The following is a 25,711-nucleotide window of genomic DNA, read 5'->3' on the forward strand; positions in this document are numbered from 1 at the left end:
CGTGGTGCAACACCGGAAAGCTTCGCCCACGATCCAGCAGGCAACCTCCTCGGTCAGAATGACCTGCCCGTAGCCAATTTGGCTAACGTCAAAGGTAACCGCCTGCTGATGCAGGGTGACCGCCATTATGACTACGACGCTTACGGTAATTTGAGCCGTGAACGTCGTGGCGCCGGCCAGAAACTCATCACCGAGTATCGCTACGACTGCCAGCATCGCTTGATTGGCGTCTCGCTGCCCGGTGGTAGCACCGCAAGCTACAAGTACGACGCCTTTGGTCGTCGCATTGAGAAGACCGTCGATGGTCAGACCACAGAGTTTCTCTGGCAAGGTGAACGCCTGATCGCCGAAAGTGCCGAGAATCGCTATCGCACCTACATCTACGAGCCTGGAAGCTTCCGCCCATTGGCAATGCTCGATGGCGAAGGCCCGCTGAAGGCAACGCCGTTCTATTACCAACTCGACCACCTCGGCACACCGCAGGAACTCACCGATTACAGCGGCGAGATCATGTGGTCGGCCAGATACCGAGCTTATGGCAACCTGGCGGCACTCGATGTCAGCGAAATCGATAACCCGCTACGTTTTCAAGGTCAGTATTTCGATGCCGAGACGGGGTTACATTACAACCGACACCGCTACTACAATCCGGGGACTGGACGGTTTTTGACGCCGGATCCGATCAAGCTTGCTGGCGGACTGAATAACTACCAGTACGTGCCCAACCCTACGGGGTGGGTGGATCCGCTGGGGTTGAATAGTGAGTGCCCAAAGAAAAATTTCAAATCTACGGGTAATGTCGGAAACCCTACAGAAAAAGCGAGAGTCAATGAAGGCGCACCTGCAGTACCTGCTCCCGCACCACGCGGAGAAAGTACGACTCGCGTCCGGCATTACACCAACAGAAAGGGATCCACTGGCATCGAACGTGATGGAGCAATCCAAGCTCAGGATAACAATCGTGTCTACGTGGAACCTGCCAACAAAAAGCCATTGAGCCAACTAGATGCTGAAGATAAGTATCAAATTGGCAGAGGACGCGGCAGAGACTACATTGAAACAGACGTGCCGGACTCTCAACTTGAATGGGTAAAAAACCCTAGGTACGGCACAATGGAGCTTACGATTAAAGGAAATGTGAAGCTAGAGAATCCAACATTCAACCGGCGGAAATGATGCTAGAAAAAAACAAACAGATAGTTCTTAATGGAAAGGATGCACTCGAAGTTCTAGCAGACATCGAGTTCATCCTAATTTCACTACACAAAATGGGAAGCTACTACGCGGATAAACCCATCGAAGATTACCGGAAGGCCACTACCGACTTTATTGATAACGAAAAGGTTACTCAACGCCTTGCCAAAGTAAGAAAAATCATCAGCAAGAACTTTGACTCAACACTTGGAGATGATGACATGGATGATATAGAGCGCCACTTGGAAGAAATTAAATTCTGGAAGCCTTAAAAGCCATAATCAGTCGCAATCGGGGATAAACCCTATGGGGTCCCCACAAATTCACTACAGGTTCTGCGCCTGATGATGCACCTCATCGCGCAGAGCTTCCTTCAATTTTTCCCAATCTTCGCTGCCTCCGTAAGACGGGGACAGACCACGAGAAAACGGAGAAAACGGGGACAGACCACGGTTTCTTTTTTGTATCTATAATCTGCCCTCTAGAAACTCTCCTCTTTCTCGCTATTTATAGTGGTCTGTCCCTTAACAACACAAGATATATGTTTTATAGATCAGAAACCCCCGTTGACTAAAATAATGGCGAGCTAACAAACTGGGTTAGGATTGAACTTTCAAAAGCGGGCGAACCTGTCATACACAGCTTTCCAGCCTCACCCGAACAAGTTAAAAAATACATGGGTAATGTAAAATGAGACCCAAGCTAAAGTACAAACTTCAACCAATTCGAGTACCAAGCGGCTGGACAATAACAATCAACAACTTTTTTGAGGTTGAGTTAACCCCAGAAACTAACGACTGGTTCACCTCCTCAGTACTATTAGGGGGCGTAAGGCGTAGTAGTGGGCACTGCTTCGATTCTAGATTAGAACCAGAGGGAGACCCCGACGGAGAGTTTGTAATTGATTTCCTAAAAATCGAATATGATCACAAAGGAAAACCGGTTAAAAACTCCGAGGTTTTTCTCGGCGAATTTATAACTAAAAGCAAGATTGAATTCATTAAGCAGATTGAATCATTCATGATCGAAGCATGAAATACAGATAGAGAAAATCAGAAAGGAGACAGATTTATTTTCTAAAAAATGAAAATAAATCTGTCCCATTTTCTCGTCCTTTTCTCAATTCTTAACTTCTTGATTTATCATGACCAAAAAGGGGACAGATTTATTTCCTAAACACTGAAAATAAATCTGCCCCCTTTTCTTAAGTATGAGAAATGAAACTAGAACCCACTCTCGACATACTACCTTCACTACTGTTCCCCATTGACATAAACAGCGAGCAAAATGAAGTCACCGCAAGTTTTATAGCAAATACGGATACAAACAATGAAGATGAATTAATTAAATTATTTGACGCGCTCATCCAACCGGAATTCAGAAGCCGCATCATGAGTGAACAGCAGTGGTACATCGACACACTCACGTTCTTTCTAAACAAAAAAGAAAAATTTAACCGCGTATTCTCAGATATTACAACATATTTTCCGGAGGACTCATTTGACAAACGCCAATTCATGTCAGTTCTTCTAACCTGCTTAAAAAAATACAAAGAAACAAACTAATGATTAACAATGGCGCGCAAACGGAGAGCATAAAATTTTGACAAATTTATATCGTCCTCAACCTAATAGACGAACCAGTAGTTTCTTCAATAAAATTTCAGAATTAAAAATTCCTAGATAACATGGACGATGACGGCTTCCTGATACTCAAGAAAGCAATCATTACATTTGAGAAGATGAGGGGTTATGAAAAACTAATACGCCTATTAAACCAAGATAAAGGCTACTTGACGCACGAATCTTACGGGCCAAATTAGCGAACGAAGATAAAATCTACAACGTTGGAGGAAGATCATTCTCAACACCACAGTTATTGATCAATCTTGCCATTGCCTCACCAAAAAAAGTTACTATCGAGTTCACCCCTTCGAACCATACTTATATAGCAACATACGAAGAACTCCAGAACTCAGTAGAATTCTTAAATTACAAGCAAATCGTGTCCAACCTCCAATTCAGGGATATTCGACATAACCTACAGAAATATGCACACCGTTAGCGATTTTGATGCGGGTTATCGAGTGTACAAACTATAGAACAATGGTAAGTGGAGCCAGTGCATATCTACCCTAAACAGCCCAAAAGATTTTTCACTTCACCCAACAAATGAAGCCCTAGCGCGTAAACCTGAACGGGGACATACCACGTTTCTTTTCCATAAAAAAAGACTAAAAAGGACTAAAAAGGGACAGATTTATTTTCTACGGGGTAACGATCCAAGCGTTCCACCTGGAGACAAAAAGTGAAAGTCACATGCAAAACAAACAAGATAGGCGAAAACTTCTCGACAGAAACAGCATCAAGACTAAAGTGCTACATTTCAATTGGCGACGATGAACTGGAAATCGAAATTGGAAAAGAATATGTAGTTTATGGCATTGAGCTTTGGGATAACTGCCCTTGGCTTTACATTTGCACAGAGCCTTATGACGAGTACCCAAAACCGTTTGCCCTTGATTTTTTTGAAATTTCTGAAAAGAAGCTTTCATCTCACTGGATTTTGAAATCCAAAGAAACTCACAACAACAAAAACAAGACTCAATTTGTTTTTCCAGAATGGGCTGAAGACGACAGTTTTTATGAGAACCTAGTTAACGAAGATCGAGCCTGCATAACTATATTCAACCGATACAAAAAACTCATTGATACAGAATAAAATCAAAAACGATATATGAGCAACTTTTTCACTTGCGAGCTCCGCGCAATAGGAGACAGGCTATATTTTTCCGTTTCGCACTTTAAACGTGGTCCGTCCCTGATTAATTTTACGGCAGCCAACTGCGTTATCGCTACGACAACTCGCAACTCAACCTCACCGAGATCGAGAACGAGCGTGGCGAACGCTACCAACTCGACTACTACTCGAATAGCCTGATCCAGCAGGAAACTGGTTTTGACGGTCGACGCACTGCCTACGAGTACGACCTCAACGGCCAGTTGCTGAAGAAAATCGAGTTCGGCGATGACGGCTGCTGGTTTTGCGGATCGGGATTAAGAGCTTCAGTGAGCCGGGGTTGAGATAGAAGTTGATGGCGCGGTCGGTCGCCTCTTTTATCTTTTGGGGTTCTAGCGATGGGTCGTACGGGATCGGATCGGCGTCCGGTGGGTTTGGCGTTGGTTTGAACATTGATGAAGCTCCGTATCAAGAAAATAGAAGCCATCACTCTCGCTACCAAACGATGGGTGGCGGCCATGCGCGGGTTGGTAGACCGGTCGATACGGAACCCGGCGCTCACGAATGAGCCCCACGCATGCCCACCATTAAAACGCAGCCGCAAAAAAGAGGCTGAATAAGGTGGCACCATACGGCCATACCGAAGCGGGCTACCAAACCCGTTCACTGTTTTGCAGTGACAGGAAAACGATATAGCCCGCCCTATAGGCGCGTATGCCGGCGGATTCTGGAGTACGCGTAGGCAACGGCGCAAGGCGTTGTAGCCTTTGTGGCGTAACGGTTTGTGTAATTTAAACGAGCTTGCAAACGTCCGTTAATACCGCCAGCGACGAAGCTGTTTGTGCGCCCTACCCGATCAACTCTTCCATCACCTCGTACTTAACCACCACCCGATTCCGATACAACCTCACCCGCTCCACCAATTCCCCAACCTGCCCCTTCTCCCTCACCTCCCGCCAGATCTCATTCTCCCGATACACCCGCTCCCCCTCTCGCACAAACCGGTGCCCTTCCTGAAACACGTGATACCGATACGCCCTCACCCGATCACACAACAACTCCCCTTCGAGTTGTGTCTCGCCGACGTTCAACTTCAGCTGAAAAATCCGATCCGTCGGGTTATGCAGCACCAAATCAACGTAGTTGTAGAAAATCGCCGCCCCGGACCCGAACGGCAGCACCCGTCCTTCATCCGGGAATGGATCGAAACTGTGGTTGGAGCGCTCGACCACCACCAGCGGTGAGTGAATCGCCATCCAGTGAATTAGGTTGCTCAGTTGGCAAATACCACCGCCTACCCCGCGTCGTGCCTCGCCGAAAGACAGTTCCATGCCTTCAACGTAGCCGCGCTTCAACGTCGGGCGGCCGACCAGGCGGCAGAAGGAGAAGTGTTCGCCGGGGGCGATGATCACACCGTCGATCGCGGCGACGGCGAGTTTGAGGTTGATGACTTTGTTGTGTTGCAGGGCGAGGTCGGAGTCGCCGAGTTTGCGGATGAGTTTCGAGGTGTGTTTGAGGTAGCGAAATGGCAGGCGCTCGGCCATAGCAACGGGGCGTGCGTAGCGTTTGCTGGAACAGCGCCAGGCAATTTGGCGGAACAGTCTTTTTTGCCACACGCGCAGCCAATACAAGGCTGGGTGGTAGAGGGAGAGTGGTTTCATCCGTGACACAACGGCGTGCGCCGTTTCTTCCTTGAACAGTGAGAGTTGCGCGCATTTTATCCGGTAATGACCGGCAGCACCGCAGGCATTTCATACCACCAGCGGTCTCAATTCGACACACTCTGCCGGCCACCCAATCCGCAAATTAAGGTTCGCCTAAGGTTGCCTCGCTACGATCACGGCCACGAAACCCTGTCGCCCTTGAATCGCAGATGAGTCCTTCTGACATGAAATCGTTTGATTTACCAACCCAGCCAGCGTCGAACTTCAGCCTTGTCTTGGTAAATTACAAAACTGCGGATCTCACCCGAATGTGCCTGGAGCTTTTGCGCGAGCACGTTCAGGAGCGGCAAATTCCCGTGTGGGTGGTGGACAACGATTCGGCGGATGCCAGTCTCGATTACTTGCGCTCGCTGGACTGGATCAACTTGATCGAACGGCCTTCGCCGGGCAAAGAGGCCGGGCATATTGCCCACGGCAAAGCGCTGGATCTGGCGCTGGACCAAGTTGCCACCGATTACCTGTTTCTGCTGCACACCGACACTTTTGTCTACGACAAGGAAGTGTTTGCCATGATGATGCGCGAGTGCACGAAAACGCCGGATATCGCTGCGGTCGGTTGTGTCGAGCAAATCAATCGTGGGGTTGTGCGAGATACCTGGCGTTTAACTTCGCGCTTCTGCAAACACTATGTTCGCCGGGCAAAGACGCAGTTGGGACTAAAAACCAAAGAGCCGAAACCGTATAGGGAAACCCATCTGAAGAGTTTCTGTACGTTGTGGAATGCGCGGTTGATGAAGTCGCAAGGACTGCACTTTTGTATGGATGATCGAGTGCCGGGTTATACGCTGCAGGACCGGATGTCGGCGTTGGGCTACGGCATCAAGTTCCTTTCTCCGCGCAAGATCTTTCATTATCTGGATCACATCCAGTCCGGCACGGTCGCGGCGGCAGGCACGTACGGCAAGGATCACCGCCGCACGAAAATGTATCAGGCGACGCTCAAGCGCATTCAGGCACAGCAAGCGTAGCCGGGCACTGCTTAAATCAAGGGTGAACAAAAAAGGGCGACTCTAGAGTCGCCCTTTTTGTTTTCAAATATTGTATACAACCTCCAAAGAGGTGTTCGCCCAGTGTAATGGCCTGGCAATCCATGCACCGGTAAAGAGCCCTGACACTGGGCGAACGAGAGGGATTTTAATAGAAGTTGGCGGTTATGTCGTCATTGATAATGATGAATTTTATGTACTAGAAAGTTAAAAAGTGTGTATCGCCGATATTTACCGAGAAACTTCCGACAACACACTTTTATATGATTGTTCTCATACCTAAACCTGTACAAGAACAATCACCCTGTAGAGTTAATGCTCAACTTTCGTGTTGACTGGTCACTTTCAAGATATCGGTGTAAGTGACGATGACGCTCTGCCCTTCTTTCAAATCTTTCAATTTGGCTTGAATTTCAGGCTTTTTCACGTCGAGGGTTTTCGATACGCCGGCCGGGTTTTCCAGGGTCACCTGATTCTTCTTCAAATCAATTTTGGTGATTTTCAGTTGCACCTGAACCTGACGGAATGCTTCGCCGCCGGGGTTATCGCTGCCTTGCGCCTTGCGCAGCTCACCGGTTCGCTCGGTGGAGCCAGGCAAACCTTTATCCACATCGGTATCGAGATAAGCGGCGACCGAACGCTGCACTTCGATGTTGACCTGATCGCCGACCTTCAGATTGGCGAGGTTTTTCGCTTTGTCGCTGAGCTGTACGTGAACCGGCTTACCTTCGGCGCCTTCCAGAACCACCTGATGATTGGCCGCATCGACGGACAACACTTTGGTGGTGACCTGATCCGCCTCAACCGTGGCGGACAACGGGATATCGGCAGCCAGGGCGCCGAAGCTGGTGGCGGACAGTAAGGTTGCGAGGGTGATGGCCTTGGCCAGTGCGTCGAGCTTCATAAGCAATACTTTCCCTGTGATGAATGGCAGCGCCCGGCGCCAACGTGGCTTGGCGGCGGACGTGCCACTGAGCATAGACGCTGTTCAGGGCTTGGCTTTGTTTTGTGACGGCGAGGTGTGTTGCTTGGCGGTGTCTTGCGCAGTTGATTCGCCACTGGGCGTGCCTTTGCCACTGTTTTCACGCTGTTTGGGATCAGTGGGGCGCAGGGCATCGTTGTCGCGTTCGGTTTCGCCCGGTGGCCGGGGTTCATCGGGGTGTTCACCTTGGGTGATCGGTTTCATGGCGGTAGTCCTCAGGCTTCGGGATCGTCGAGTTCACGGGCGACGTTGATGGCGGGGGAATCCTTGTGCAGATCAGCGGCCTTGGCACGCAGGATCTGCCATTGTTCGAGGTCGATGGCGCCTTGGCCGAGCAGGTCGTCGGCGATGCGCTGCAGATCGAAGTAATGCGCGTCGGGCGATTGCTGCCAGTAGCTTTCGTCGTCGAACAAACGCTGCCAGGTGTTGAGATCCGGGGGTTGCAGGTCGTCGCTCATGGCAAATCCTCGACAGGTTTCCCTGTAGAGGACAACACCGCAGCCCAAGTTCAAACCGATCCTTGTAGGGGCTACCGAGTGCAACGAGGCTGCGATCTTTCGATCTTGCCCTGAAAAAACACGATCAAAAGATCGCAGCTTTCGGCAACTCCTACACAGAGGGGGGGGTTAGTAGCCGGTCATTTCCAGGTAGCCCTGGCCGGGATGGCTGCCGGTGATGCGCACCGGGCCTTCCCAGTAGGGGATGCGCAGGTTCATCCAGGCGTTGGGATTGAGGGCGTTGAGCTGAATGTCGAAGTGTTTGTCGGGAATACTGATCGACCATTTCACCGGCATCGAGCGGCCGGCGACCGTGGCGGTATCTTGCGGAGTCAGTGTGATCTGCTCGCTGCGCAGGGTTTGCGTCTGGCCGTCGGCGGCAATCCAGGTGCCGGTGAGGTACGGCACGCCGTCCTTCTGCCGGGTGCGGAAGAGCATGACCTTTTCGCCGCTGTCGAGGTGCAGCGACAGCCAGTCCCAGCCGGTCTGGTTGGCGCTCAGCGGCTGGCTGCTCCACTCGCGATCGAGCCATGCCGGGCCGCTGACGGTGTAGCTCTGGCCGTCGATCTGCAAGGTGCCGCTGGCCTGAAAAAACGGCTGACTGTAGTAATACGACGCCTGCCCCTCTGCGGATTTGCGGCTGAAACCGTTATCACCTTGCAGCACCAGCGGACGGCTGGAGGTGAGGTGCAGTTGATAGGCGAAGTCTTTGTCGCGGGCGCTCAATTGCAGATCGCTCAAAGGATCCGGTGCCTCGCTGGCGAAACGCCAATCGTCGATCCACGCCTCGAACGGCGCCACGCGCACACCCGCTTGCCCTATGCCACCGCGGGCATAACGTTCGGCGGCGTGATGTACGCCAGCGGAGGTCACCGCCGCATGCCCCAGCCAGATCGTCTGATTGGCCCAGCCGGCCTGCTCTGCCACAGGTTTCAGGGCACTGCGAAACAACGTCCACTGCACACCGAATTGATTGCCCTGCTGATCCTTCAGATTGGCCGTGACGTACCACCATTCGATGCGAAAACCGGCATGCGCGCCATGATCCGCCGGGAAGCTGAACACTCGCCCGGGCACCACCGGGGTGAACGCTAAAGCCTGATCGCCCATCCCGGCAAAGCCCTTCTGCTCCGGCGCCGATTGATCGCAGCCACCGAGCAGCAACACAACCAGCAGCAATACAACGGCGTCAATCCTCATGGGCAAACGTCCTGAGCAAGTCCGCCGGTTGCGTGCGGTACAGCGAATACAGCGGCCACGCCGACGCCAACAATGTCGCCAACAATGCCAAACCCATCAACTGCAAAAGCTGCCAAGGGAATACCCGCAACGGCAGACGCCAGCCAAATGCCTGCACATTGATTACCGCATCCAGGCACCACGCCAATGCGATTCCCAATGGCAGCGCCAAGACCAGCGTCAGCACTGCCAACAGCCAGGTTTGACCGAGGTTGAGCAGCATCAATTGTTTGCGCGTCACGCCCAGCGCCCACAGCGGCGCGAGCTGTCCGAGACGGCTCTGGCTCTGCGTCAGCAGGCTGATAAACAGCGCCACACCGGCGACGGCCAAGGTCAGGCTGTTCAACGCTGCCGTCGCGGCAAAGGTGCGTTCGAAAACCTGCACCGACCAGCCCTTGAGGCGGGCCTGATCGACGATACGGCTGTCATCCAGCTGAAAACGCGCCTGCAACGCGCTCAACAACGGCGGGATATTCGCTGGATCGATGCGCAGGTTAAAACGGTTCGGGGTCAGTTGCGGCCAGCCGCGCAGCAGGTGATTGACGTTGGCCAGCAAGTGTCCCTTGGGATTGCCGTAATCGGCGTAGATGCCGACGATGCGCGGCGACCATGCGCCGTTGGGTGTGGGAATGGTCAGGTGGTCACCCGCGCGCACCTTCAGGCGCCGGGCGAGTTGTTCGCTGAGCATCACCGCATCGTCGGTCGCCAGGTGCCCCCACGGGTCGCCGCCACTGGCATCGAGCAACGGCCAGTGTTGGCGATAATGCGGGTGATCGATCACCCCGAACACCTCGGCGGGCCAACCTTGCAGCGTTACCGACACTTGCCAGTTGGGCAGCACCGCCGCGACGTTCGGTTGCTGCCTGAGCCAGCTGTACATCTCGCGCGCCTGCGCCGGATTGCTCGGGTTGATGTACAGCTCGGCGCTCAGGCGTTGTTCGAGCCAGTCATTGAAGGTCTGGCGAAAACCGGCGGTCATGCTGCCCGCGCCGATGTTCGCGGCGAGGGCCAACAGCAACGCCATCAACGCCAGACTCAACGCCGGCAATTGTTGCCGGCAATCGGCGAGAAACCACTGCCCGAGCACCGAGCGACTGTGCCCCAGCAACTGATTCAAGATAGCGCTGAGCAACACCGGCAGCGCCAGCGCGGCGCCGAGCAGCAACCCGGCCATCAGCACAAATCCGCTGGCCAGGCTGTCGCCCCACACCAGTGCAGCCAGTGCCAGCGCTCCCAACAGCAAGGCAAGCCAGCACTGGCGACGCAGCCACAGCGCATATTGCTGGTGCCAGGCTTGCGGGTCCGCCACTGCCAGCAGTGGTAACTTCGCCGCGCGCAGCAAACTGTTGGCCCCGGCGAGCAAGGCGCCGAACAGGCTCAAACCAATGCCGCTGAACCACCACCAAGGGCTCAGCCGCAACTGCCCCGCCACTTCCGCGCCGTACAAACCGCGCAGGCTGGCGGCGACGTCCGGCAACAGCACGCTGGCCAGCCAGTAGCCGCTGATCACACCGAACAATCCGCCAATCAGCGCCAGCACACCTAATTCGACAATCAGGCAAAAAATCAGCATCCGCGCGCTGACACCACAGGCCCGCAGGGTGCGCAGCAAGCCTCGGCGCTGTTCCAATGCGAGGCCGATGGCGGCATGGACGATGAACAATCCCACCACAAACGAGAGAAAACCCAAGGCATCGAGATTGAGATGAAAGCTCTCGGTCAGCCGCGCCAGATTGTTTTCCTCGCCGCTGCTTTTCAACTGCAACTGGCCTATGAACGCCGACGGCAGCGGCTGGTGAAAATCCTTGGGCAGCAACAGCCGCGACAATTGTCCGGGTTGTTCGAGCAAGGTTTGCGCCACGCCGATATCGACCAGCAAGACACCCGGCGCCATGTCCTTTTGCACGCGCAACGGTGGCAACGTCAGCCCATTGATAGTCTGCGGTGTGGCGCCCTCGGCGAGGTTCAAGGCCTGCAAGGTTTCCGGGGAAACCCAGGTAGTGCCCGGCGGCGTGAAGAATTCGACGATGCGCTCGATCGGCATCGCCTGCCCGGCCACAGCAGAGTCCGCCGGCAACGACACCGGTTCGATACCGATCAATTGCAGCCGCTGGTTTTCCTCACCCTTGAGGAGCAAACGGCCCTGCAACAGCGGCGACACCGGCCAGCCCTGTCGACGCAGATCGACAAACCACTGTTGGCTGAACGTCGCACCGTTTGGCGTACTCAGACTGGCCTGCGGTTCGCCGCCGATCATCTGGCTGGCGCGGGCGTAGCTGTCGCGAGCCTGACTGTTCAGCGCTTCGACGCCGGTGAGCAGGCTGGTCGCCAGCCACAACCCGGTCAACACACTGAAAAACTGCACGGGATGACGTCGCCAATGGCTGAGCAACGCGCGCAGGGTCTGGCGGAAAACGTTCACGTCAGCCGCCCTTTCGACAGCACCAGCCGTTGCGCCAACCGCGCCGCCACCCGTTGGCTGTGGGTGACCATCAGCAAAGTGGTCGACGTGTCATCGAGCAATTCCAGCAACAGACGCAGCACTTCATCACTGGTCGCTTCGTCGAGGCTGCCGGTGGGTTCATCAGCCAGCAACAGTTTCGGTTGCGACGCCAGCGCCCGGCCCAATGCAACCCGCTGTTGCTGACCACCGGAAAGCTGTTCCGGATAACGCTTGAGCAAATCACCCAGCCCCAGGCGCTGCACCAGATGCGCCTGCCAACGCGGCTCATGACGCCCGGCCAGGCGCGCCTGAAACGCCAGATTGTCCTCGACGCGCAAACTGCCGATCAGGTTGAACTGCTGAAACACCAGACCGATTTCCGTACGCCGCCAATTGGCCAGTTGCGCCTCGTTCATCTCTTCCAGCCGATGCTCACCGCTGCTGATGCTGCCGCGATCGACCTTGTCCAGGCCGGCGACCAAGTGCAACAAGGTGCTTTTGCCGCTGCCGGATTCGCCCATCAGCGCCAGGCTGCTGCCGGCTTGCAGCGTCAGGTCGACGCCTTGCAGCACCGGCAGCGAGCCTTGGGGTGTAACGTAGCTTTTGAAGACGTTTTCAACGCGAAGCATGCCGCCACCTGATCGGTCAGAGTGAGGCAAGGATAGCGGATGCCGATGACAGACCAGAATCTTGCGGTGAATCACACGACCTCTTCGCGAGCAGGCTCGCTCCCACATTTGGAATGCAGGCAACCTGTGGGAGCGAGCCTGCTCGCGAAAGCGTCAGCCCAGCCAACTCAAAATCTACTCTCCCGCCGCCACACTGGCGGGCGCCTGCGTCGGCGTGACAATACTGCCCAGATCAATGTGCTTCCACTCAGGCTTAGCCCCGAGCCGAGCATTGAAGCGATAGTTGAAAGTGAACTCATCCGCCGTCGGCACGCTCAGCGGTTTGCCGTATACCGCCTCGATCCCCGCCAGGTCATAACCCATCAACTGCAACAGCGTCGGGAAGATGTTGTAGTGACTGGAGCGGTCCTTGTTCGCCGGCAGTTGCGCCGACCAGTCCAGTGTCTTCAGATCATTGCCCTGAATCACCACCAATGGCACCAGCCCTTCCTCTTCCACCGGGTCGCCACCGCAATGGGTATTGAGCCCGGGATTACCGCGTTCATGCAGATCCTGACCATGATCGGAGGTGTAGATCAGCAACGCATTATTCAGATGGGCTTGGGCAAACACCCGCGCAAAGAATTCGCCGACGTTCCATAACACGGTGTTCTTGTAGGCGTTGCGATACAGCACCCAGTCATCCGGCTGGCCATTGAAACCGGTGCGTTCGCCCGTGTCGGCGACTTCGGTGAACTGCCCGCGCGGCAAGGTCGGGCGGTAGGCCATGAACGCATCCGGGTATTTATCGTGCACCGGAAAATGCGCGCCAACCTTGTTGATCACCACCAGTTCCGGCTGGTCGTCGTTGAGCAGTTGGATCAGCTTCGCCGCAGCCGTCATGTCGCGATCGCGCACGCTGGTCTGGTCGAATTGCACGAACTCGTCGATGTCCTTCTTCTCGGTATCGGTCATCAGATTCTGCAGATTGCCGCCGGTACGTTGGGCATCGATGTACACCGTGCGCAGCCCGGCCTTTTTCGCGTACTGCCAGATCGACGGCAGCGTGCTGTTGATGCGCATGTAGTCGGCGCGAGTACCGCCGTAGCGCAGCGTGACGTTGGTGTCGGCGCTGCAATTGGCGATGGATGCCGCATAGCCGTAGTTGAAAATGGCGACGCCGGGGTGCGCCTGGTTGAGGTTGCTGTGCACACCGAACGGCGCGTTGATATCGAGGTAATTGCCGGAGATGCTTTCGTCGATGATCAGCACGATGTCATGCCCGACCGCCGTCGAAGCGCGCGCCAGCGTCACCGGCTCACGCGGGCCGACGGTGTTGTGCAGCGCTTCGTAGGCAAACAGGTTCAGATAGGCCAGCGGCGTGTACATGATCGGCAGGCCACGGGCGCCCTCGCCCGCCCGCAAAAACAGCACCGCGCTGAGCAGCAGCACGCCACACACCGGCGCCGCTACGCGCAGGGCATTGGGCACCACCAGTGCATGCCGCGGTTTGAGGCCAATGCCCAACAACAGCAACAAACCGCTGAGCGCACCGTGCAGGATCGCGTCACGGTACTGATACGCCGCTTCCTGGATGAAGCCACCGGAGTAGACCAGCGAGACGAAGCTGCTATAGCTGAGATAATCGGCCGTGACCCGCGTATAGACATCAAAAAACACTGCTGAGACAAACATCGCCAATGCGAATAAATGCCGAATGAGTGTCTGCCGTATATACGCCGTTAGATATAACGCTAAAGTCAGCGCCAAAAACATCGCGCCAAAAAGAAGTGCAGCAAAACCGAAGCCGATAGCATTTAACCGATCAATGTAATATTCGCAATAAAGCAGCAAATAAATAACTAAAAGCAGTTCTTTCAAATATCGAAACATGGCATTCCGCTCGCGCAAAAACGGCAGAGGGTCAAGAGATTGTCGGTCAAAATCTGACACTAGCACCCGGCCATCAAAGCGCAAGAAATGGCTGACTTTTCGTAAAAGCGTCAAAAAACCGATGACTCAAATCTGACACACTCAAGTTGCTGAAAGCCTTTAATTTCGCGGGCTTCGACCGTTTATCGCTTTCTTTTAAATGTGAAAAAAGCGTCAAGGACGGGACAAATCCAGCAATAGCAAGTACTTGATGGCCAATCGCCCCCAAAATTGGGGCTGTTATACAGGTGCAACATGTCATTTTGCTGACACGCTTTTCCCACCCTGCGCTATACCCCTTTTGACAGTCTCATTTCGAACTCTTTCCACCGTCTTACGAGGCACGCCAATATGGACGTGAGCGTATTTGGTACGGGCTATGTTGGCCTGATACAAGCAGCGGCACTTGCCGATGTTGGACATCGTGTTCTTTGCGTGGATATAGACCCGAATAAAATCAAGCAACTGCAACAAGCAGTTCCACCAATCAGTGAACCGGGATTATCCAGCACCCTGGAAGAAAACATTAAAGCCGGGCGTTTGTTGTTCAGCACCCAGGCCAGTGATGCCGTCGAGCACGCCGAGCTGATCTTCATCGCCGTGGGCACGCCGGCCGACGAGGATGGCTCTGCCGACCTCAGCCACGTGCTCAACGTTGCTCGCCAGATCGCCTCGCACATGGAAGCGGATCGCACGCTGATCATCAAATCCACGGTGCCGGTCGGCACGGCCGATCAGGTGCTGGCCACGGCCACCAGCGAACTGCTGCGTCGCGGCAAAACCGAGCTGACCGTGCGTGTGGTTTCCAACCCGGAATTCCTCAAGGAAGGCAGCGCCCTCGCCGATTGCATGCGCCCGGACCGGATCATCGTCGGCACCCGCGACGACGAGGCCCGCGAGCAGATGAGCGAGCTGTACGCGCCGTTCTGCCGCAACCACGAAAAACTGATGTTCATGGACAACCGCAGCGCCGAGCTGACCAAGTACGCGGCTAACGCGATGCTCGCCACGCGCATCAGCTTCATGAACGAGCTGGCCAACCTCACCGAGCTGCTTGGCGCCGACATCGAAGCGGTGCGTAAAGGCATCGGTTCCGACCCGCGCATCGGCTACCACTTCATCTATCCGGGCTGCGGCTTCGGTGGCTCGTGCTTTCCCAAAGACCTGCGCGCCCTGCTGCACACCGCCGAACACAACGGCATGCCGTTGAAATTGCTGCGCAGCGTCACCGACGTCAATGACAGCCAGCGGCACATCCTGTTCAGCAAACTGAAAGCGCAATTTCCCCAAGGCCTGGCCGGCAAGTCCATTGCGGTCTGGGGCCTGGCGTTCAAACCGAACACCGACGACATGCGCGAAGCCCCCAGCCGTTATCTGATGGATGCGCTCTGGGCCGAGGGCGCCAGCGTGCAGGCCTACGACCCGGAAGCCATGTCCGAATGCCGACGCCTCTACGGCTACCGCAATGACCTGCATCTGTGCGCGACCCGCGACGACACCCTCGAAGACGCCGATGCGCTGGTGATCTGCACCGAATGGAAAAACTTCCGCGTGGTCGATTTCGAACTGCTCGCGCAAAAGCTGCGCTCGAAGGTGATCATCGACGGCCGCAACCTCTACAACCCCGAACAAGTGGCCGCCGCTGGCCTGCACTACAGCGGCATCGGCCTGCGCCACATCGCTCCCGAAGGGCTGCGGCCATGAAAATTCTGGTCACCGGTGCGGCCGGTTTCATTGGTGCCCATTGCGTGTTGCGGCTGATGCGCGATGGCCACGCGGTGGTCGGCCTGGATAATTTCAACGCCTACTACGACCCGCAACTCAAGCATGATCGCGTGCAATGGGTGCGCGAGCAGGTTGGCGATTTCCCGCTCGCCACGGTTGACCTGGCCGATGCCTCGGCCATCGAAGCGCTGTTTGTCCGCGAACGCCCGCAAGTGGTGATTCACCTCGCGGCGCAGGCCGGCGTGCGTTATTCGCTGGAAAATCCACGGGCGTATCTGGACAGCAACCTCAGCGGCTTCCTGAATATTCTGGAAAGCTGCCGGCATCACCCGGTCGAGCATCTGATCTACGCCTCGTCGAGTTCGGTGTACGGCGCCAACCAGCACACGCCTTACTCGGTAAAGGACGGCGTCAATCACCCGCTGTCGCTGTACGCGGCGACGAAAAAAGCCAATGAACTGATGGCGCACAGCTACAGCCACCTGTTCGGCATTCCCAGCACCGGGCTGCGCTTTTTCACCGTGTACGGGCCATGGGGCCGGCCGGACATGTCGCCGATCCAGTTCGCCCGGGCGATCACCGACGGCACGCCACTGAAGCTGTTCAATTACGGCGAACACCAACGCGACTTCACCTACATCGACGACATCGTCGAAAGCATCGCCCGCCTTGTCGAACATGCGCCGCACGCCCATCCGGAATGGGACCGCGAACATCCCGATGCGGGCACCAGCATGGCGCCGTGGTGCCTGTTCAACATTGGCGGCCACCACCCGGTGGAACTGAAAACCTATCTGGCGCTGATGGAGAAACACCTCGGCCAGAAAGCCCTTGTCGAGCTGTTGCCACTGCAACCGGGCGACGTGCTCAACACCTGTGCCGAGACCGACGATCTGGCCCAGGCCACCGGATTCCAGCCACGCATAGAGCTGGATGAAGGACTTGGACGCTTCATCGCATGGTTTCGCGACTACTACCCGACTGCCTATCGCCCACGCGCCGCTCGCGGCTGAACATCAGCGGAGGACTCCATGACTGGACATGAAAAAGGTGTACCGATCCAACAACTGCAGCGCGACAAGCGCATGGATCCTGAGCAGCGAATGCGCCTCGACGCAGCGATTCATCGCCAGGGTCGCGGTTGGTTCACGGGCCGCGATGGCGGTCGCCCGTGGCAACTGTCACGCACCAACCGCGTGGTCGCCTGCCTCGGTGCGCTGATGATTCTGCTGCTGATTTCGCCGCTGCTGCTGGGCCTCGCGCTGGCCATCAAATACTCCAGCAAAGGCCCGGTGATGTTCGTGCAGAAACGCACCGGCTACCGCGGCCGCAAATTCGGCATGTACAAATTCCGCACCATGGTCGCCAACGCCGAAGAATTGAAAGAGTCGCTGCGTCACCTGAACAAACACGGTGCCGACGCCATCGACTTCAAGATTGACCAGGACCCACGCATCACCGGCATCGGCGGTTTTTTGCGGCGCACCAGCCTCGACGAACTGCCCAACCTGATCAATGTAGTGACCGGCGACATGCGCCTGGTCGGCCCGCGTCCGACCTCGTTCAACGCCTACCGCTACAAGGACAGCCACCTCGCCCGTTTGGCGATTTACCCCGGCATGACCGGCCTCTGGCAGATCTCCGGGCGCAGCAACATCGACTTCGACCAGCGCGTTGAGTTGGACCTCAGCTACATCGCCGAGCAGAGCCTTTTGCTTGATCTGAAGATCCTGTTGAAAACCCCTTTCAAAGTATTCAGCGGCCACGGAGCAAGCTAATGGACGGTTCAACGAATAAAAGCCTGAGCATTGCCAATCCCAGCGAATCGAACCTGACCTCGACCGTGCTGGATCTCGATCTGCGGATCCTGTTCCTAACCGCCGCCAACCCCGGCGCGGGTACCACCACCAGTGCGCTGGCGCTGGCCAGCCAACTGGCGCAAATGAGCAGCGGCCAAGTGCTGTTGGTCGATGCCAGCCAGTCGGCGAGCAACCTCACCCAGCAACTGAACCTGAGCAAGGAGCGCGGCCTGCGCGACTTGCTGTTCAACCCGGACAACCCGCCGCTGTTGCAGGACTGCGTGGTGCAGGTGTCGAGCCTGCCCTTCCACGTGCTGCCCAATGGTCGGCCGATCCGCACCATGGAACACCTGACCGCCGAGCGCCTGAGCCCGTTGCTCGACCAGTTGGGCAGCCAGTACCGCTTCGTGGTGATTGACGGCGACGCGGTGTATTCCGCCGCTGACACGCTGGTCATCAGCACCCAGGTCGATGGCGTGGTGTTTGTCGTGCGCGCCGAGGACACCCGCTGGGAAGTCGCCCAGGCCGCCGTGCAACGCCTGACTCAGGCCGGGGCAAAAGTGGTCGGCAGCGTGTTCAACCGGCGCAAGTACTACATGCCCAAATGGCTTTACAAAAACCTCTAAGCGAACGCGAAGGATGACGCCATGAACGCCAAGATTCTTGTGCTGCTGATGCTGCCGCTTGCAGGTTGCTCCAGCAATTCCGAAACCCAGAACATGCCGGTGAATATCCTCACCGCCACCCCGGCCAACGCCCAGGCCACCGATATGCCGAAGATCGAGCAGACCCTGCGCCCGCAGGATGTGCTGGATGTGATCTTCCATATCAGCACCAGCGGCTCGGACGCTTATCGCGTGCAGTCGGGTGACCAGATCGGCCTCAACTTTACCGCTGCCAGCCAGCTCAACGGCAATCAACTGGTGCTGCCCGACGGCACCATCGAACTGCCGGGCGCCAACACTTCGGTGAAAATTGCCGGGCTGACCAGTGATCAGGCGCGCGAGGAAATCCAGCGCGCCTATCAGCGCAAACAACTGTTCCAGCCCAACCGCAATCAGTTGACCGTGCAGATCATCAGCCCGCTGACCAATGAGCAGAACCTGAAAAGCGCGCTGAACCACCCGGCCACCGGCATGAGCCGCGAGATCACCGTCGGCACTGACGGCTATGCGAGTTTCCCGGAAATCGGCGCCGTGCCGCTGCAAGGCATGACTGTCAATCAACTGGAAACCTTCCTCAACAAGAAGTACGCGCAACTGCCCGGTCGGATGACCGTGGACGTGCTGCTGAAATCCACCGCAGGCAACGAAATCTATGTGCTCGGCGAAGTCGGCCAACCGGGTTCCTACCCGATCCGCCGGCCGGTCTCGGTGCTTGAAGCACTGACGCTGGCGCGTGGCACCAATGCCAAGGCGCGGCTCGATTCGGTGGTGATCATGCGCCGCAACGGCAATCAGGTGCAGGCGGTGCGTTATGACGTCGAGAAGGCTCTGTCGGGCGAGGCGCCGCAAATCGCCTACCTGCAACCGGACGACATGCTCTACGTGCCGAAAACCAAACTGGCCAGCGCCGGCGAACTCGCCCGGCAATTGGCAGACGTTGTGTTGTTCCAGGGTGTTGGCCTGAGTTTCGGCTATCGCCTGGACAACAAAGACGACAACAGCAACTGACTCTCAGGTGACCGACATGAATCCAAAGGAAAACTACCTGCATGAGTTCTTCAGGATCTTCTTTGCCAACAAGCAACTGGTGAAGCGTGTCTTCCTGATCTTTGCAGTGATCGCCCTGCTCCTGCCGCTGGTGCTCAAACAGAGCTTCGATATCACCGCGCAGGTCATCGTGCAGTCGAAAAAACTCTCCCAGGGTGACGCCACCACGTCGCTCACGGTGGACAACGCCACGTTCATTCCGCCGTCGCTGGCGGACATGGAAACCGAAAGCAACATCCTCCGTTCCCCAGCGTTGATCCGCCAGACCATCAGTGAACTGCGCGCTAAGGGTGAATACACACCTTCGCCGGGTATCTTCAGCAAACTGGTGGCCGAACCGTTCAAGCGCTACATCAGTTCGCCGCTACGCCAGTATGTGATCAATCCAGTGCGCAGCGTGCTTGGGCTGGAGACCGATCCTGTGCGTGACACGGCGCTCGACGCCCTCACCCAACAAGCCATCGACAGCCTGAAAATCGAGACCCTGCCCGGCTCCAACGTGATCTCGATCGTCTACAGCTTCCCCGATCCGCATCAGGGCACGACGTTTGTCAGTGCGCTGCTGCAGAACTATCTGGTCAGCCGTCAGGCGCTGCAATCGATCGACTTGCCGCAGTCCTTCTACGAGACCAAAAAGCATCTGTATCAAGTGCGCATCGATGGTCTGGAAGGTAATCGTCAGGCCTTGCTGGAAAGTGTTGGCGCTTCGGATCCGAAGGAAGAAATCACCTTCCGCCTCAACGCGATCAATACCGAAGAACAAGCGCTGAACCTCTACCGCGATCGCCTGCTGCAAAGCCAGCGCTGGCTCGAATACCTGAAAACCGCGCTGGCCGCTGCGAGCACTAACAAGCTCAACGACTACACCTTTCCCTACACCTTCACCACCACCGTCGACAACGTCGCGTTCGAGGATCGTGAGATCAAGCAAATGGGCGAACAACTGACCACCCAGGTCAGCCGCTACATGAATGATCTGGCGGTGTTCCAGCCAAGCAGTGAGCCGATGCTGCTGACCCGTGAACAGATTGCCCGCACCCGTGGCCAGTTCCTCAAAGTGGTGAGCAACCGCATTCAGGAACGCACCAACGATCTGGCCGTGGTGCAACAGGTGATCGATCAGAAAACCGCGCGCATCACTGAGTTCAAGAACCGCATCCACGAGTTGCAGCAGACCCAGAGCAAACTGCGGCAGATGGACACCGAGATCGATGCGATGCACGCCGCGTTCTCGACCTACGCCCAGCGCTTCGCGGAAAGCAGCACCACCCGCTCGCTCAGCGACGATCTGTCCAACGCGCGGGTGCTCAGCCCACCGTTCGAACCGACCGAAGCGGCGTTCCCGAAACCCGGCCTGATCATTCCGTTCGGCTTGTTCACCGGGTTGTTGCTGGCGATTGCCCTGGTCTACGTGCGTGAGTTCTTCGATCACCGTTTCAAACACCCGGCGCAAATCAGCCACGAGCTGGGCGTACCGGTGCTGTTGGTGATCAACGATCAGAACGTGCTGCCAAGCAACCCGCACAAGAACTGGACAGTGCCGAGCTTCCTGCACTGGGTGCGCAATTGAACACCGCGCCATCCCCTGTTGCCGCGCTGCCGATCATTCATTTGCTCAGCAGCGGCGGTTTCTATGGGGCCGAGCGGATGTTGCTGGATCATTGCCTGGCGACGCCGGGGCAGCATCAGGTGCTGTTCCTCGACGCGCCACCAGACTTGATCCAGCGCTTTCGCGAGGCCGGGGTGGACTGTCGCGGCTGTGCCGGGCTTGGGGAGTTGCTGCGGCACTTGCGTCAGCGTCGCGGTGAAAAGCCGCTGATCAATACGCACAACTTCAAAGGTCTGCTGTTCGGCTGGGTCGGCGCGACGCTGTTGCGCCTGCCGCTGGTGATTACTCAGCACGGTTTTACCCCGCGCAGTCGCAAGCAGAAGTTCTACACCTGGCTGAGCCTGCAACTGTGCCGCACGGCGTCGGTGGATCGGGTGGTCTGCGTGGCGGAAAGCATCGCCACGCTGCACCGTCAGGCCAGCGTCCGGGCGGACAAGTTACAGGTGATCCCCAACGGCTTGCCGGCGGCTGCGGCGCTGGTGCCGGATGCCGATCGGCAACGCTGGCTGGCCGGCTACGTCGGCCGCTTGAGCAGCGAGAAAGGCCCGGATCTGTTTCTCGATGCGTTGATCGCGCTGTGTCATCAACATCCGCAACTGGATGCGGTGATGCTCGGCGATGGCCCGGAACGCGAGGCGTTGCAGGCGCGAATCGACAACGCCGGTCTGCGCGAAAGGATTCGTTTGCCCGGTTACCAGATCGCCATGCAGCCGTGGTGGCAGCAACTCGATGCGCTGGTGATCAGCTCGCGCACCGAAGGTACACCGATGATTTTGCTCGAAGCCATGCAGGCCGGAGTGCCGGTGGTGGCGTTCGCCGTCGGCGGGATTCCCGACGTGCTGCAAGACCGCCACAACGGTCTGCTCGCCGCACCGACCGACACCGCCGCCCTCGCCCGTCAGCTCGACACGCTGCTGACCGAGCCGAAGCTGGCCGCACAGCTGCGCGACAACGCAAAACGCACGCAACAGGATCGCTACGACCTCAAGGCCTTGGCCGAACGCTGGTCGCAGCTGTACATCCGCACGGCACGGGAGGCACGCGCATGATTTTCCCGCTCTCGATCGTCAGTTTGCTCGGTCTGGTCTGCATCGCCCTGCTGGCCAGCCCTTATCCGTATCTGGCGCCGGGAGTGGTGCTCGGCCTGGTGGGTTTTGCTGTGCTGTATCGCAAACCGACCTGGGGCCTGCTGGGCATTGCCGCACTGGTGCCGTTCGAAGGTTTCTTCAAGGACAGTTCGTTTTCCGGGAGCAAATTGCTCGGCGCAGGGCTGGCGGTGATCCTGATGCTGCAACTGGCGCTGCACCAGATTCCGTCGGAGCGTCTGCGCAGCAATAGCTGGCGCTACCTCATCTGGTTCATGGTCCTGTACTTTCTCAGCCTGCTCGATACCGATGACATGGGCATGTCGCTGGGGCATCTGCGTGAACTCAGTGTCGGTCTGATTCTGTTTGTCATCACCTTGTTGATTGGCCGCGAACTCAACCTCGACCTGTTCGCCCGCCTCGTCACCCTCGCCGTCAGCACCACCTGTGCGATGGCCATGTTCTCGACCAAATTCCAGGATCAGGGCCGCGCCGCCGGCTTGCTCGAAGACCCCAACGCCTTCGCCCTGCTGATCGCTTTTGCCGTGCCGATGGGCCTGCTGCTGGTGATTCGCAGCCCGAACCTGCTGCACCGCTTGTTCTGGGGCGGTTGCTGCCTGCTGTTGCTCGGCGGCATGACCAAGACCGAATCGCGCTCGGGTCTGGTGGTGTTGGCCTTGAGCCTGCTGATCGGCTGCTGGCATTACCGCACGCAACTGACGCGGATTCGCCCACGGCATCTGGGCTTTGCCATGCTCGGCGCGGCCATCGTGATTCCGCTGGCGATTTACGCGATGCCCGCCGGTTACCTTGCGCGCATCCAGTCGCTGAGTGTGTTGAGCGCTGGCGCCAAGGGCCACGACGACGAATCCCTCGGCCGCCGCGCGTCGTACATCGTCGTCGGCAGCCAGATGATCCGCGAGAACCCGCTGCTCGGCTCTGGCCCCGGCACCTTCCCGCTGCATTACGCGACCACTGGCTACGCCAAGGCGTTTTCCGCCAACCGCAAGATCGGCGACTTGTACCGCCGCGCGCACAACACCTATCTGGAAATTTTCAGTGAGCTGGGCGTTCCTGCCGGGCTGTTGTTCGTCGGCATGCTCGGCCTCGGTTTGTACAACCTGATTCGCGCACGAGCGGCGTGGATGTTGCGCCGCGATTCGTATCAAGCAGACCTGATGACCCACCTCGGTGTGAGCTTCCTGTCGTTGACGCTGTTCCTGATGTTCCTCAGCGCGCCGAACCAGAAATACGTGTGGATCATGCTCGCGCTGACCAGCGTGCTGCGCCTGAAAGCCGAGCAGGCACCGCTGACCACGGAGACGAAGGCATGAGCCGGATCAGCATCGTCATCCCGATGTTCAACGAGGCCCGGCACATTGGCCGGACCTTGCTCGCTGCGCAAAAAGCCGCGTTCGCCGCCAGTGTCGAGTGCGAGCTGATCGTCGTCGATAACGGCTCAAGCGATGACGGCCCGCACATTGCCCGCCAGTTCGGTGCGCAGGTGCTGGAACTGCCGGGGTTGTTGATCGGCGCGCTGCGCAATCGCGGCACGGCCATCGCCAGCGGTGAGTGGCTGGCGTTTATCGATGCCGACATCGAAATGCCCGAAGACTGGCTCAAGCCGCTGTTCGAACTGGAGGCCAGCGGCCAGGCCGATGTTTTCGCCCTGGATCTGCACACCCCCGCCGAAGCGCCGTGGTACGCCACCGCGTGGCAACGCCGGACCTTGCGCGTATCCTCGCAAACCTCCCACGCCGTGGATTGGCTACCCAGCGCCAACCTGCTGATGCGTCGGCGCTGGTTCGACAAGATTGGCGGCTTCAACGAAACCCTGCGCACCGGCGAAGACAAAGAGTTCACCCTGCGCCTGCACGAACAAGGCGCGCGGCTGCTGTTGATCAACAACAGCGTCGCCCTGCACTGGGGTTACGAAATGAACTGGCGCGAGTGGATGGGCAAGGAGATGTGGCGCCAGGGCAGTCATCTGCAACTGCTGCGCACCCACGGTTTCAGCCTGCGCCTGCTGCGTTTCCCGATGCTCTCGCTGCTGGTGTGGTTGCTGGATTTTCTGGCGATTTCGGCGCTGTTCAATGGCTTCCCGCATCACGCGGCGATCATGGTCGCGATCACCAGTTTACCGGGGCTGGTGCTCAGCCTGCGCCAGAGCGCCAAACACCACGATATCGGCCTGACTCTGCAACTGTGGGGCCTGCACTGGGTGCGTCTGCATCTGGCCGGCGCTGCATTCATCTTGAGTCTGTGTCATTGGAACGCCAGGAGGCCTGCCCGTGGCTGAGTTCATTTTCTGGATGTGCCTGTTGTTGCCAGTCTACGCCTACGTCGGCTACCCGCTGCTGCTGACGCTGGTGGCGCCGCTGTTCCCGGCCTGGCGCCACACCCCGGCGCCGCCGCTGAACGTCAGCATCGTGATTGCCGCACACAATGAGGCGCGGCATATCGAGCACAAGTTGCGCACGTTGCTGGCGCAGGATTATCAGCCGGCGACCCTGCAGATCATTCTCGCCAGCGACGGCTCGACCGATGACACCGTGGCGTGCGCGCACAAGATCGTTGATCCGCGCATCACCGTCCTCGATCTGCCGCGCCAGGGCAAAGCGGCAACGCTGAATGCCGGCGTAGCGCTGAGCAGCGGCGACATTCTGGTGTTCACCGACGCCGACAACCAATGGTCGCGCGAAACCCTCGGCTACTTGCTTGCGCCGCTGAATGATCCGCAGGTCGGCGGCTGCGCCGGGCACATGGTCATCCCGGTGACTGGCGGTGGCTTGAGCGTCGGCGACAGTCTCTATCGGCATTACGAAGGCTGGCTGCGCCGGGTCGAGAACCGCACCGGCTGCATGGTCTCCGCCGACGGCGCCCTGCTCGCCTTGCGCCGCGAGTTGTTCCAAAACGTGCCGGCCGAGGTCAACGACGATTTCTTCATCAGCACCTGCGCACCGGTGGCGCACAAGCGCATCGTCTACGTGCCGGAAGCGCAAGTGATCGATCACGGCGTCGATGAAGCGGACAAGCAATTTCGCCGGCGCCAACGCGTCACCGTCGGCGGTCTGCAAAGCCTCGCCCAGCGTCGCGAGCTGCTCAATCCATTGAAATATGGCCTGTATTCGATTGCCTTGATCAGCCACAAACTGATCCGCCGACTCGCACCGATCCTGTTGCTGCCGCTGCTGCTGAGCAACTTCTGGCTGTGGGACGACCACGGTTTCTATCGCCTGGCCCTGATCGCGCAACTGTTCGGCTACGCCATCGCGATTGCCGGGCTGCTGGATTCGCAACACCGTTTGCCGAAACCCTTCCGCCTCGCCGCGTTTCTGCTGGTCACCCTTGCCGGGATGAGTCTCGGCCTGTGGCAGTTCCTGCGCGGCCAGCGGTATGCCCAGTGGAATCCTGAACAGAACCGTTAAGAGGACCGA

At 57.3% G+C, this 25,711-nt stretch carries 24 protein-coding genes and 1 pseudogene; 16 read left to right on the top strand and 9 right to left on the bottom strand.

Annotation, left to right across the window (positions count from 1 at the left end; all coding sequences use genetic code 11):
* The 5 genes and pseudogenes from ACIPZE_RS24520 to ACIPZE_RS24540 all read left to right on the top strand — a co-directional run.
* Positions 1 to 1,176, top strand: a 1,176-nt coding sequence (locus ACIPZE_RS24520) for an RHS repeat-associated core domain-containing protein (protein ID WP_400775840.1), incomplete at its 5' end; no start/stop codon positions are given.
* Positions 1,176 to 1,466 (top strand): hypothetical protein, encoded by a 291-nt coding sequence (locus tag ACIPZE_RS24525; RefSeq protein ID WP_400775843.1) that lies wholly within the window; start codon positions 1,176 to 1,178, stop codon positions 1,464 to 1,466. The genes ACIPZE_RS24520 and ACIPZE_RS24525, both read left to right, overlap by 1 nt.
* A gap of 945 nt (positions 1,467 to 2,411) precedes the next feature.
* On the top strand, positions 2,412 to 2,759 hold the full coding sequence (locus ACIPZE_RS24530; protein ID WP_400775846.1) for a hypothetical protein: 348 nt from the start codon (positions 2,412 to 2,414) through the stop codon (positions 2,757 to 2,759).
* A 742-nt stretch (positions 2,760 to 3,501) separates the two neighbouring features.
* Positions 3,502 to 3,915, top strand: coding sequence for a hypothetical protein (locus ACIPZE_RS24535; protein WP_283435893.1), 414 nt, complete (start codon positions 3,502 to 3,504; stop codon positions 3,913 to 3,915).
* A gap of 113 nt (positions 3,916 to 4,028) precedes the next feature.
* Positions 4,029 to 4,229, top strand: a pseudogene (locus tag ACIPZE_RS24540) (hypothetical protein); the annotation flags it as partial.
* Here ACIPZE_RS24540 and ACIPZE_RS24545 read toward each other — a convergent pair.
* The gene (locus ACIPZE_RS24545) at positions 4,186 to 4,386 is read right to left on the bottom strand and encodes a hypothetical protein (RefSeq protein ID WP_283438677.1); all 201 of its coding nucleotides are present in this window, start codon (positions 4,384 to 4,386) and stop codon (positions 4,186 to 4,188) included. The pseudogene ACIPZE_RS24540 and the gene ACIPZE_RS24545 overlap by 44 nt on opposite strands.
* A gap of 395 nt (positions 4,387 to 4,781) precedes the next feature.
* A complete protein-coding gene (locus ACIPZE_RS24550) occupies positions 4,782 to 5,594 on the bottom strand; it encodes a VanW family protein (RefSeq protein WP_283435892.1) in 813 nt (270 codons plus the stop codon).
* Between the two features lie 227 nt (positions 5,595 to 5,821).
* Here ACIPZE_RS24550 and ACIPZE_RS24555 point away from each other — a divergent pair, with 227 nt between their 5' ends.
* Entirely contained in the window at positions 5,822 to 6,625 is an 804-nt protein-coding gene (locus tag ACIPZE_RS24555) for a glycosyltransferase family 2 protein (protein WP_283435891.1), read from the top strand.
* 337 nt (positions 6,626 to 6,962) lie between these two features.
* On the opposite strand, the gene ACIPZE_RS24560 is transcribed toward ACIPZE_RS24555, so the two are convergent.
* From ACIPZE_RS24560 to ACIPZE_RS24590, 7 genes are all read right to left on the bottom strand, one after another.
* Positions 6,963 to 7,547, bottom strand: a complete 585-nt coding sequence (locus ACIPZE_RS24560) for a hypothetical protein (RefSeq protein ID WP_283435890.1) — start codon at positions 7,545 to 7,547, stop codon at positions 6,963 to 6,965.
* 84 nt (positions 7,548 to 7,631) lie between these two features.
* Positions 7,632 to 7,829, bottom strand: a complete 198-nt coding sequence (locus ACIPZE_RS24565) for a hypothetical protein (protein ID WP_283435889.1) — start codon at positions 7,827 to 7,829, stop codon at positions 7,632 to 7,634.
* Positions 7,830 to 7,840: 11 nt separating this feature from the next.
* Positions 7,841 to 8,083 carry a hypothetical protein gene (locus ACIPZE_RS24570; RefSeq protein WP_129394643.1) on the bottom strand — a complete coding sequence of 81 codons (243 nt, stop codon included), beginning with the start codon at positions 8,081 to 8,083 and terminating at the stop codon, positions 7,841 to 7,843.
* Positions 8,084 to 8,251: 168 nt separating this feature from the next.
* Positions 8,252 to 9,322, bottom strand: a complete 1,071-nt coding sequence (locus ACIPZE_RS24575; RefSeq protein ID WP_400775851.1) for a lipocalin-like domain-containing protein — start codon at positions 9,320 to 9,322, stop codon at positions 8,252 to 8,254.
* Positions 9,312 to 11,783, bottom strand: coding sequence for an ABC transporter permease (locus tag ACIPZE_RS24580; protein WP_400775854.1), 2,472 nt, complete (start codon positions 11,781 to 11,783; stop codon positions 9,312 to 9,314). Before ACIPZE_RS24580 ends, ACIPZE_RS24575 begins: the two co-directional genes overlap by 11 nt.
* Positions 11,780 to 12,433, bottom strand: coding sequence for an ABC transporter ATP-binding protein (locus tag ACIPZE_RS24585; protein ID WP_283435886.1), 654 nt, complete (start codon positions 12,431 to 12,433; stop codon positions 11,780 to 11,782). The genes ACIPZE_RS24580 and ACIPZE_RS24585 overlap by 4 nt, the downstream gene beginning before the upstream one ends.
* A gap of 174 nt (positions 12,434 to 12,607) precedes the next feature.
* The gene (locus tag ACIPZE_RS24590; protein ID WP_400775857.1) at positions 12,608 to 14,305 is read right to left on the bottom strand and encodes a sulfatase-like hydrolase/transferase; all 1,698 of its coding nucleotides are present in this window, start codon (positions 14,303 to 14,305) and stop codon (positions 12,608 to 12,610) included.
* 390 nt (positions 14,306 to 14,695) lie between these two features.
* Here ACIPZE_RS24590 and ACIPZE_RS24595 point away from each other — a divergent pair, with 390 nt between their 5' ends.
* The 10 genes from ACIPZE_RS24595 to ACIPZE_RS24640 are packed head-to-tail and all read left to right on the top strand — an operon-like array spanning position 14,696 to position 25,702.
* A complete protein-coding gene (locus ACIPZE_RS24595; protein ID WP_283435884.1) occupies positions 14,696 to 16,048 on the top strand; it encodes a UDP-glucose/GDP-mannose dehydrogenase family protein in 1,353 nt (450 codons plus the stop codon).
* Positions 16,045 to 17,082 (top strand): NAD-dependent epimerase, encoded by a 1,038-nt coding sequence (locus ACIPZE_RS24600; protein WP_283435883.1) that lies wholly within the window; start codon positions 16,045 to 16,047, stop codon positions 17,080 to 17,082. Before ACIPZE_RS24595 ends, ACIPZE_RS24600 begins: the two co-directional genes overlap by 4 nt.
* Before the next feature lie 18 nt (positions 17,083 to 17,100).
* Entirely contained in the window at positions 17,101 to 17,847 is a 747-nt protein-coding gene (locus ACIPZE_RS24605; protein ID WP_053119140.1) for a sugar transferase, read from the top strand.
* Positions 17,847 to 18,494 (top strand): CpsD/CapB family tyrosine-protein kinase, encoded by a 648-nt coding sequence (locus ACIPZE_RS24610; RefSeq protein ID WP_008084477.1) that lies wholly within the window; start codon positions 17,847 to 17,849, stop codon positions 18,492 to 18,494. Before ACIPZE_RS24605 ends, ACIPZE_RS24610 begins: the two co-directional genes overlap by 1 nt.
* A 21-nt stretch (positions 18,495 to 18,515) precedes the next feature.
* A complete protein-coding gene (locus ACIPZE_RS24615) occupies positions 18,516 to 19,541 on the top strand; it encodes a polysaccharide biosynthesis/export family protein (RefSeq protein WP_129394650.1) in 1,026 nt (341 codons plus the stop codon).
* Positions 19,542 to 19,557: 16 nt separating this feature from the next.
* The gene (locus ACIPZE_RS24620) at positions 19,558 to 21,150 is read left to right on the top strand and encodes a Wzz/FepE/Etk N-terminal domain-containing protein (RefSeq protein WP_283435882.1); all 1,593 of its coding nucleotides are present in this window, start codon (positions 19,558 to 19,560) and stop codon (positions 21,148 to 21,150) included.
* Complete coding sequence (locus ACIPZE_RS24625) at positions 21,147 to 22,238, top strand: glycosyltransferase family 4 protein (RefSeq protein ID WP_400775861.1); 1,092 nt, start codon at positions 21,147 to 21,149, stop codon at positions 22,236 to 22,238. Before ACIPZE_RS24620 ends, ACIPZE_RS24625 begins: the two co-directional genes overlap by 4 nt.
* The gene (locus ACIPZE_RS24630) at positions 22,235 to 23,608 is read left to right on the top strand and encodes an O-antigen ligase family protein (protein WP_400775864.1); all 1,374 of its coding nucleotides are present in this window, start codon (positions 22,235 to 22,237) and stop codon (positions 23,606 to 23,608) included. Before ACIPZE_RS24625 ends, ACIPZE_RS24630 begins: the two co-directional genes overlap by 4 nt.
* On the top strand, positions 23,605 to 24,573 hold the full coding sequence (locus tag ACIPZE_RS24635) for a glycosyltransferase (RefSeq protein WP_400775867.1): 969 nt from the start codon (positions 23,605 to 23,607) through the stop codon (positions 24,571 to 24,573). Before ACIPZE_RS24630 ends, ACIPZE_RS24635 begins: the two co-directional genes overlap by 4 nt.
* Positions 24,566 to 25,702 (top strand): glycosyltransferase, encoded by a 1,137-nt coding sequence (locus ACIPZE_RS24640; RefSeq protein WP_400775870.1) that lies wholly within the window; start codon positions 24,566 to 24,568, stop codon positions 25,700 to 25,702. The genes ACIPZE_RS24635 and ACIPZE_RS24640 overlap by 8 nt, the downstream gene beginning before the upstream one ends.
* The last annotated feature ends 9 nt before the right edge of the window (positions 25,703 to 25,711 follow it).

Source organism: Pseudomonas sp. NPDC089741, assembly GCF_044748825.1.
Lineage (GTDB): Bacteria > Pseudomonadota > Gammaproteobacteria > Pseudomonadales > Pseudomonadaceae > Aquipseudomonas > Aquipseudomonas helmanticensis.

Bases quoted from the DNA above. Each gene is read 5' to 3' on its own strand.
- ACIPZE_RS24620 (WP_283435882.1), top strand. From the start codon at position 19,558: ATGAATCCAAAGGAAAACTACCTGCATGAGTTCTTCAGGATCTTCTTT.
- ACIPZE_RS24630 (WP_400775864.1), top strand. From the start codon at position 22,235: ATGATTTTCCCGCTCTCGATCGTCAGTTTGCTCGGTCTGGTCTGCATC.
- ACIPZE_RS24555 (WP_283435891.1), top strand. From the start codon at position 5,822: ATGAAATCGTTTGATTTACCAACCCAGCCAGCGTCGAACTTCAGCCTT.
- ACIPZE_RS24570 (WP_129394643.1), bottom strand. From the start codon at position 8,083: ATGAGCGACGACCTGCAACCCCCGGATCTCAACACCTGGCAGCGTTTG.
- ACIPZE_RS24530 (WP_400775846.1), top strand. From the start codon at position 2,412: ATGAAACTAGAACCCACTCTCGACATACTACCTTCACTACTGTTCCCC.
- ACIPZE_RS24545 (WP_283438677.1), bottom strand. From the start codon at position 4,386: ATGTTCAAACCAACGCCAAACCCACCGGACGCCGATCCGATCCCGTAC.
- ACIPZE_RS24585 (WP_283435886.1), bottom strand. From the start codon at position 12,433: ATGCTTCGCGTTGAAAACGTCTTCAAAAGCTACGTTACACCCCAAGGC.
- ACIPZE_RS24550 (WP_283435892.1), bottom strand. From the start codon at position 5,594: ATGAAACCACTCTCCCTCTACCACCCAGCCTTGTATTGGCTGCGCGTG.
- ACIPZE_RS24560 (WP_283435890.1), bottom strand. From the start codon at position 7,547: ATGAAGCTCGACGCACTGGCCAAGGCCATCACCCTCGCAACCTTACTG.
- ACIPZE_RS24575 (WP_400775851.1), bottom strand. From the start codon at position 9,322: ATGAGGATTGACGCCGTTGTATTGCTGCTGGTTGTGTTGCTGCTCGGT.
- ACIPZE_RS24610 (WP_008084477.1), top strand. From the start codon at position 17,847: ATGGACGGTTCAACGAATAAAAGCCTGAGCATTGCCAATCCCAGCGAA.
- ACIPZE_RS24605 (WP_053119140.1), top strand. From the start codon at position 17,101: ATGACTGGACATGAAAAAGGTGTACCGATCCAACAACTGCAGCGCGAC.
- ACIPZE_RS24590 (WP_400775857.1), bottom strand. From the start codon at position 14,305: ATGTTTCGATATTTGAAAGAACTGCTTTTAGTTATTTATTTGCTGCTT.
- ACIPZE_RS24635 (WP_400775867.1), top strand. From the start codon at position 23,605: ATGAGCCGGATCAGCATCGTCATCCCGATGTTCAACGAGGCCCGGCAC.
- ACIPZE_RS24600 (WP_283435883.1), top strand. From the start codon at position 16,045: ATGAAAATTCTGGTCACCGGTGCGGCCGGTTTCATTGGTGCCCATTGC.
- ACIPZE_RS24525 (WP_400775843.1), top strand. From the start codon at position 1,176: ATGCTAGAAAAAAACAAACAGATAGTTCTTAATGGAAAGGATGCACTC.
- ACIPZE_RS24595 (WP_283435884.1), top strand. From the start codon at position 14,696: ATGGACGTGAGCGTATTTGGTACGGGCTATGTTGGCCTGATACAAGCA.
- ACIPZE_RS24615 (WP_129394650.1), top strand. From the start codon at position 18,516: ATGAACGCCAAGATTCTTGTGCTGCTGATGCTGCCGCTTGCAGGTTGC.
- ACIPZE_RS24565 (WP_283435889.1), bottom strand. From the start codon at position 7,829: ATGAAACCGATCACCCAAGGTGAACACCCCGATGAACCCCGGCCACCG.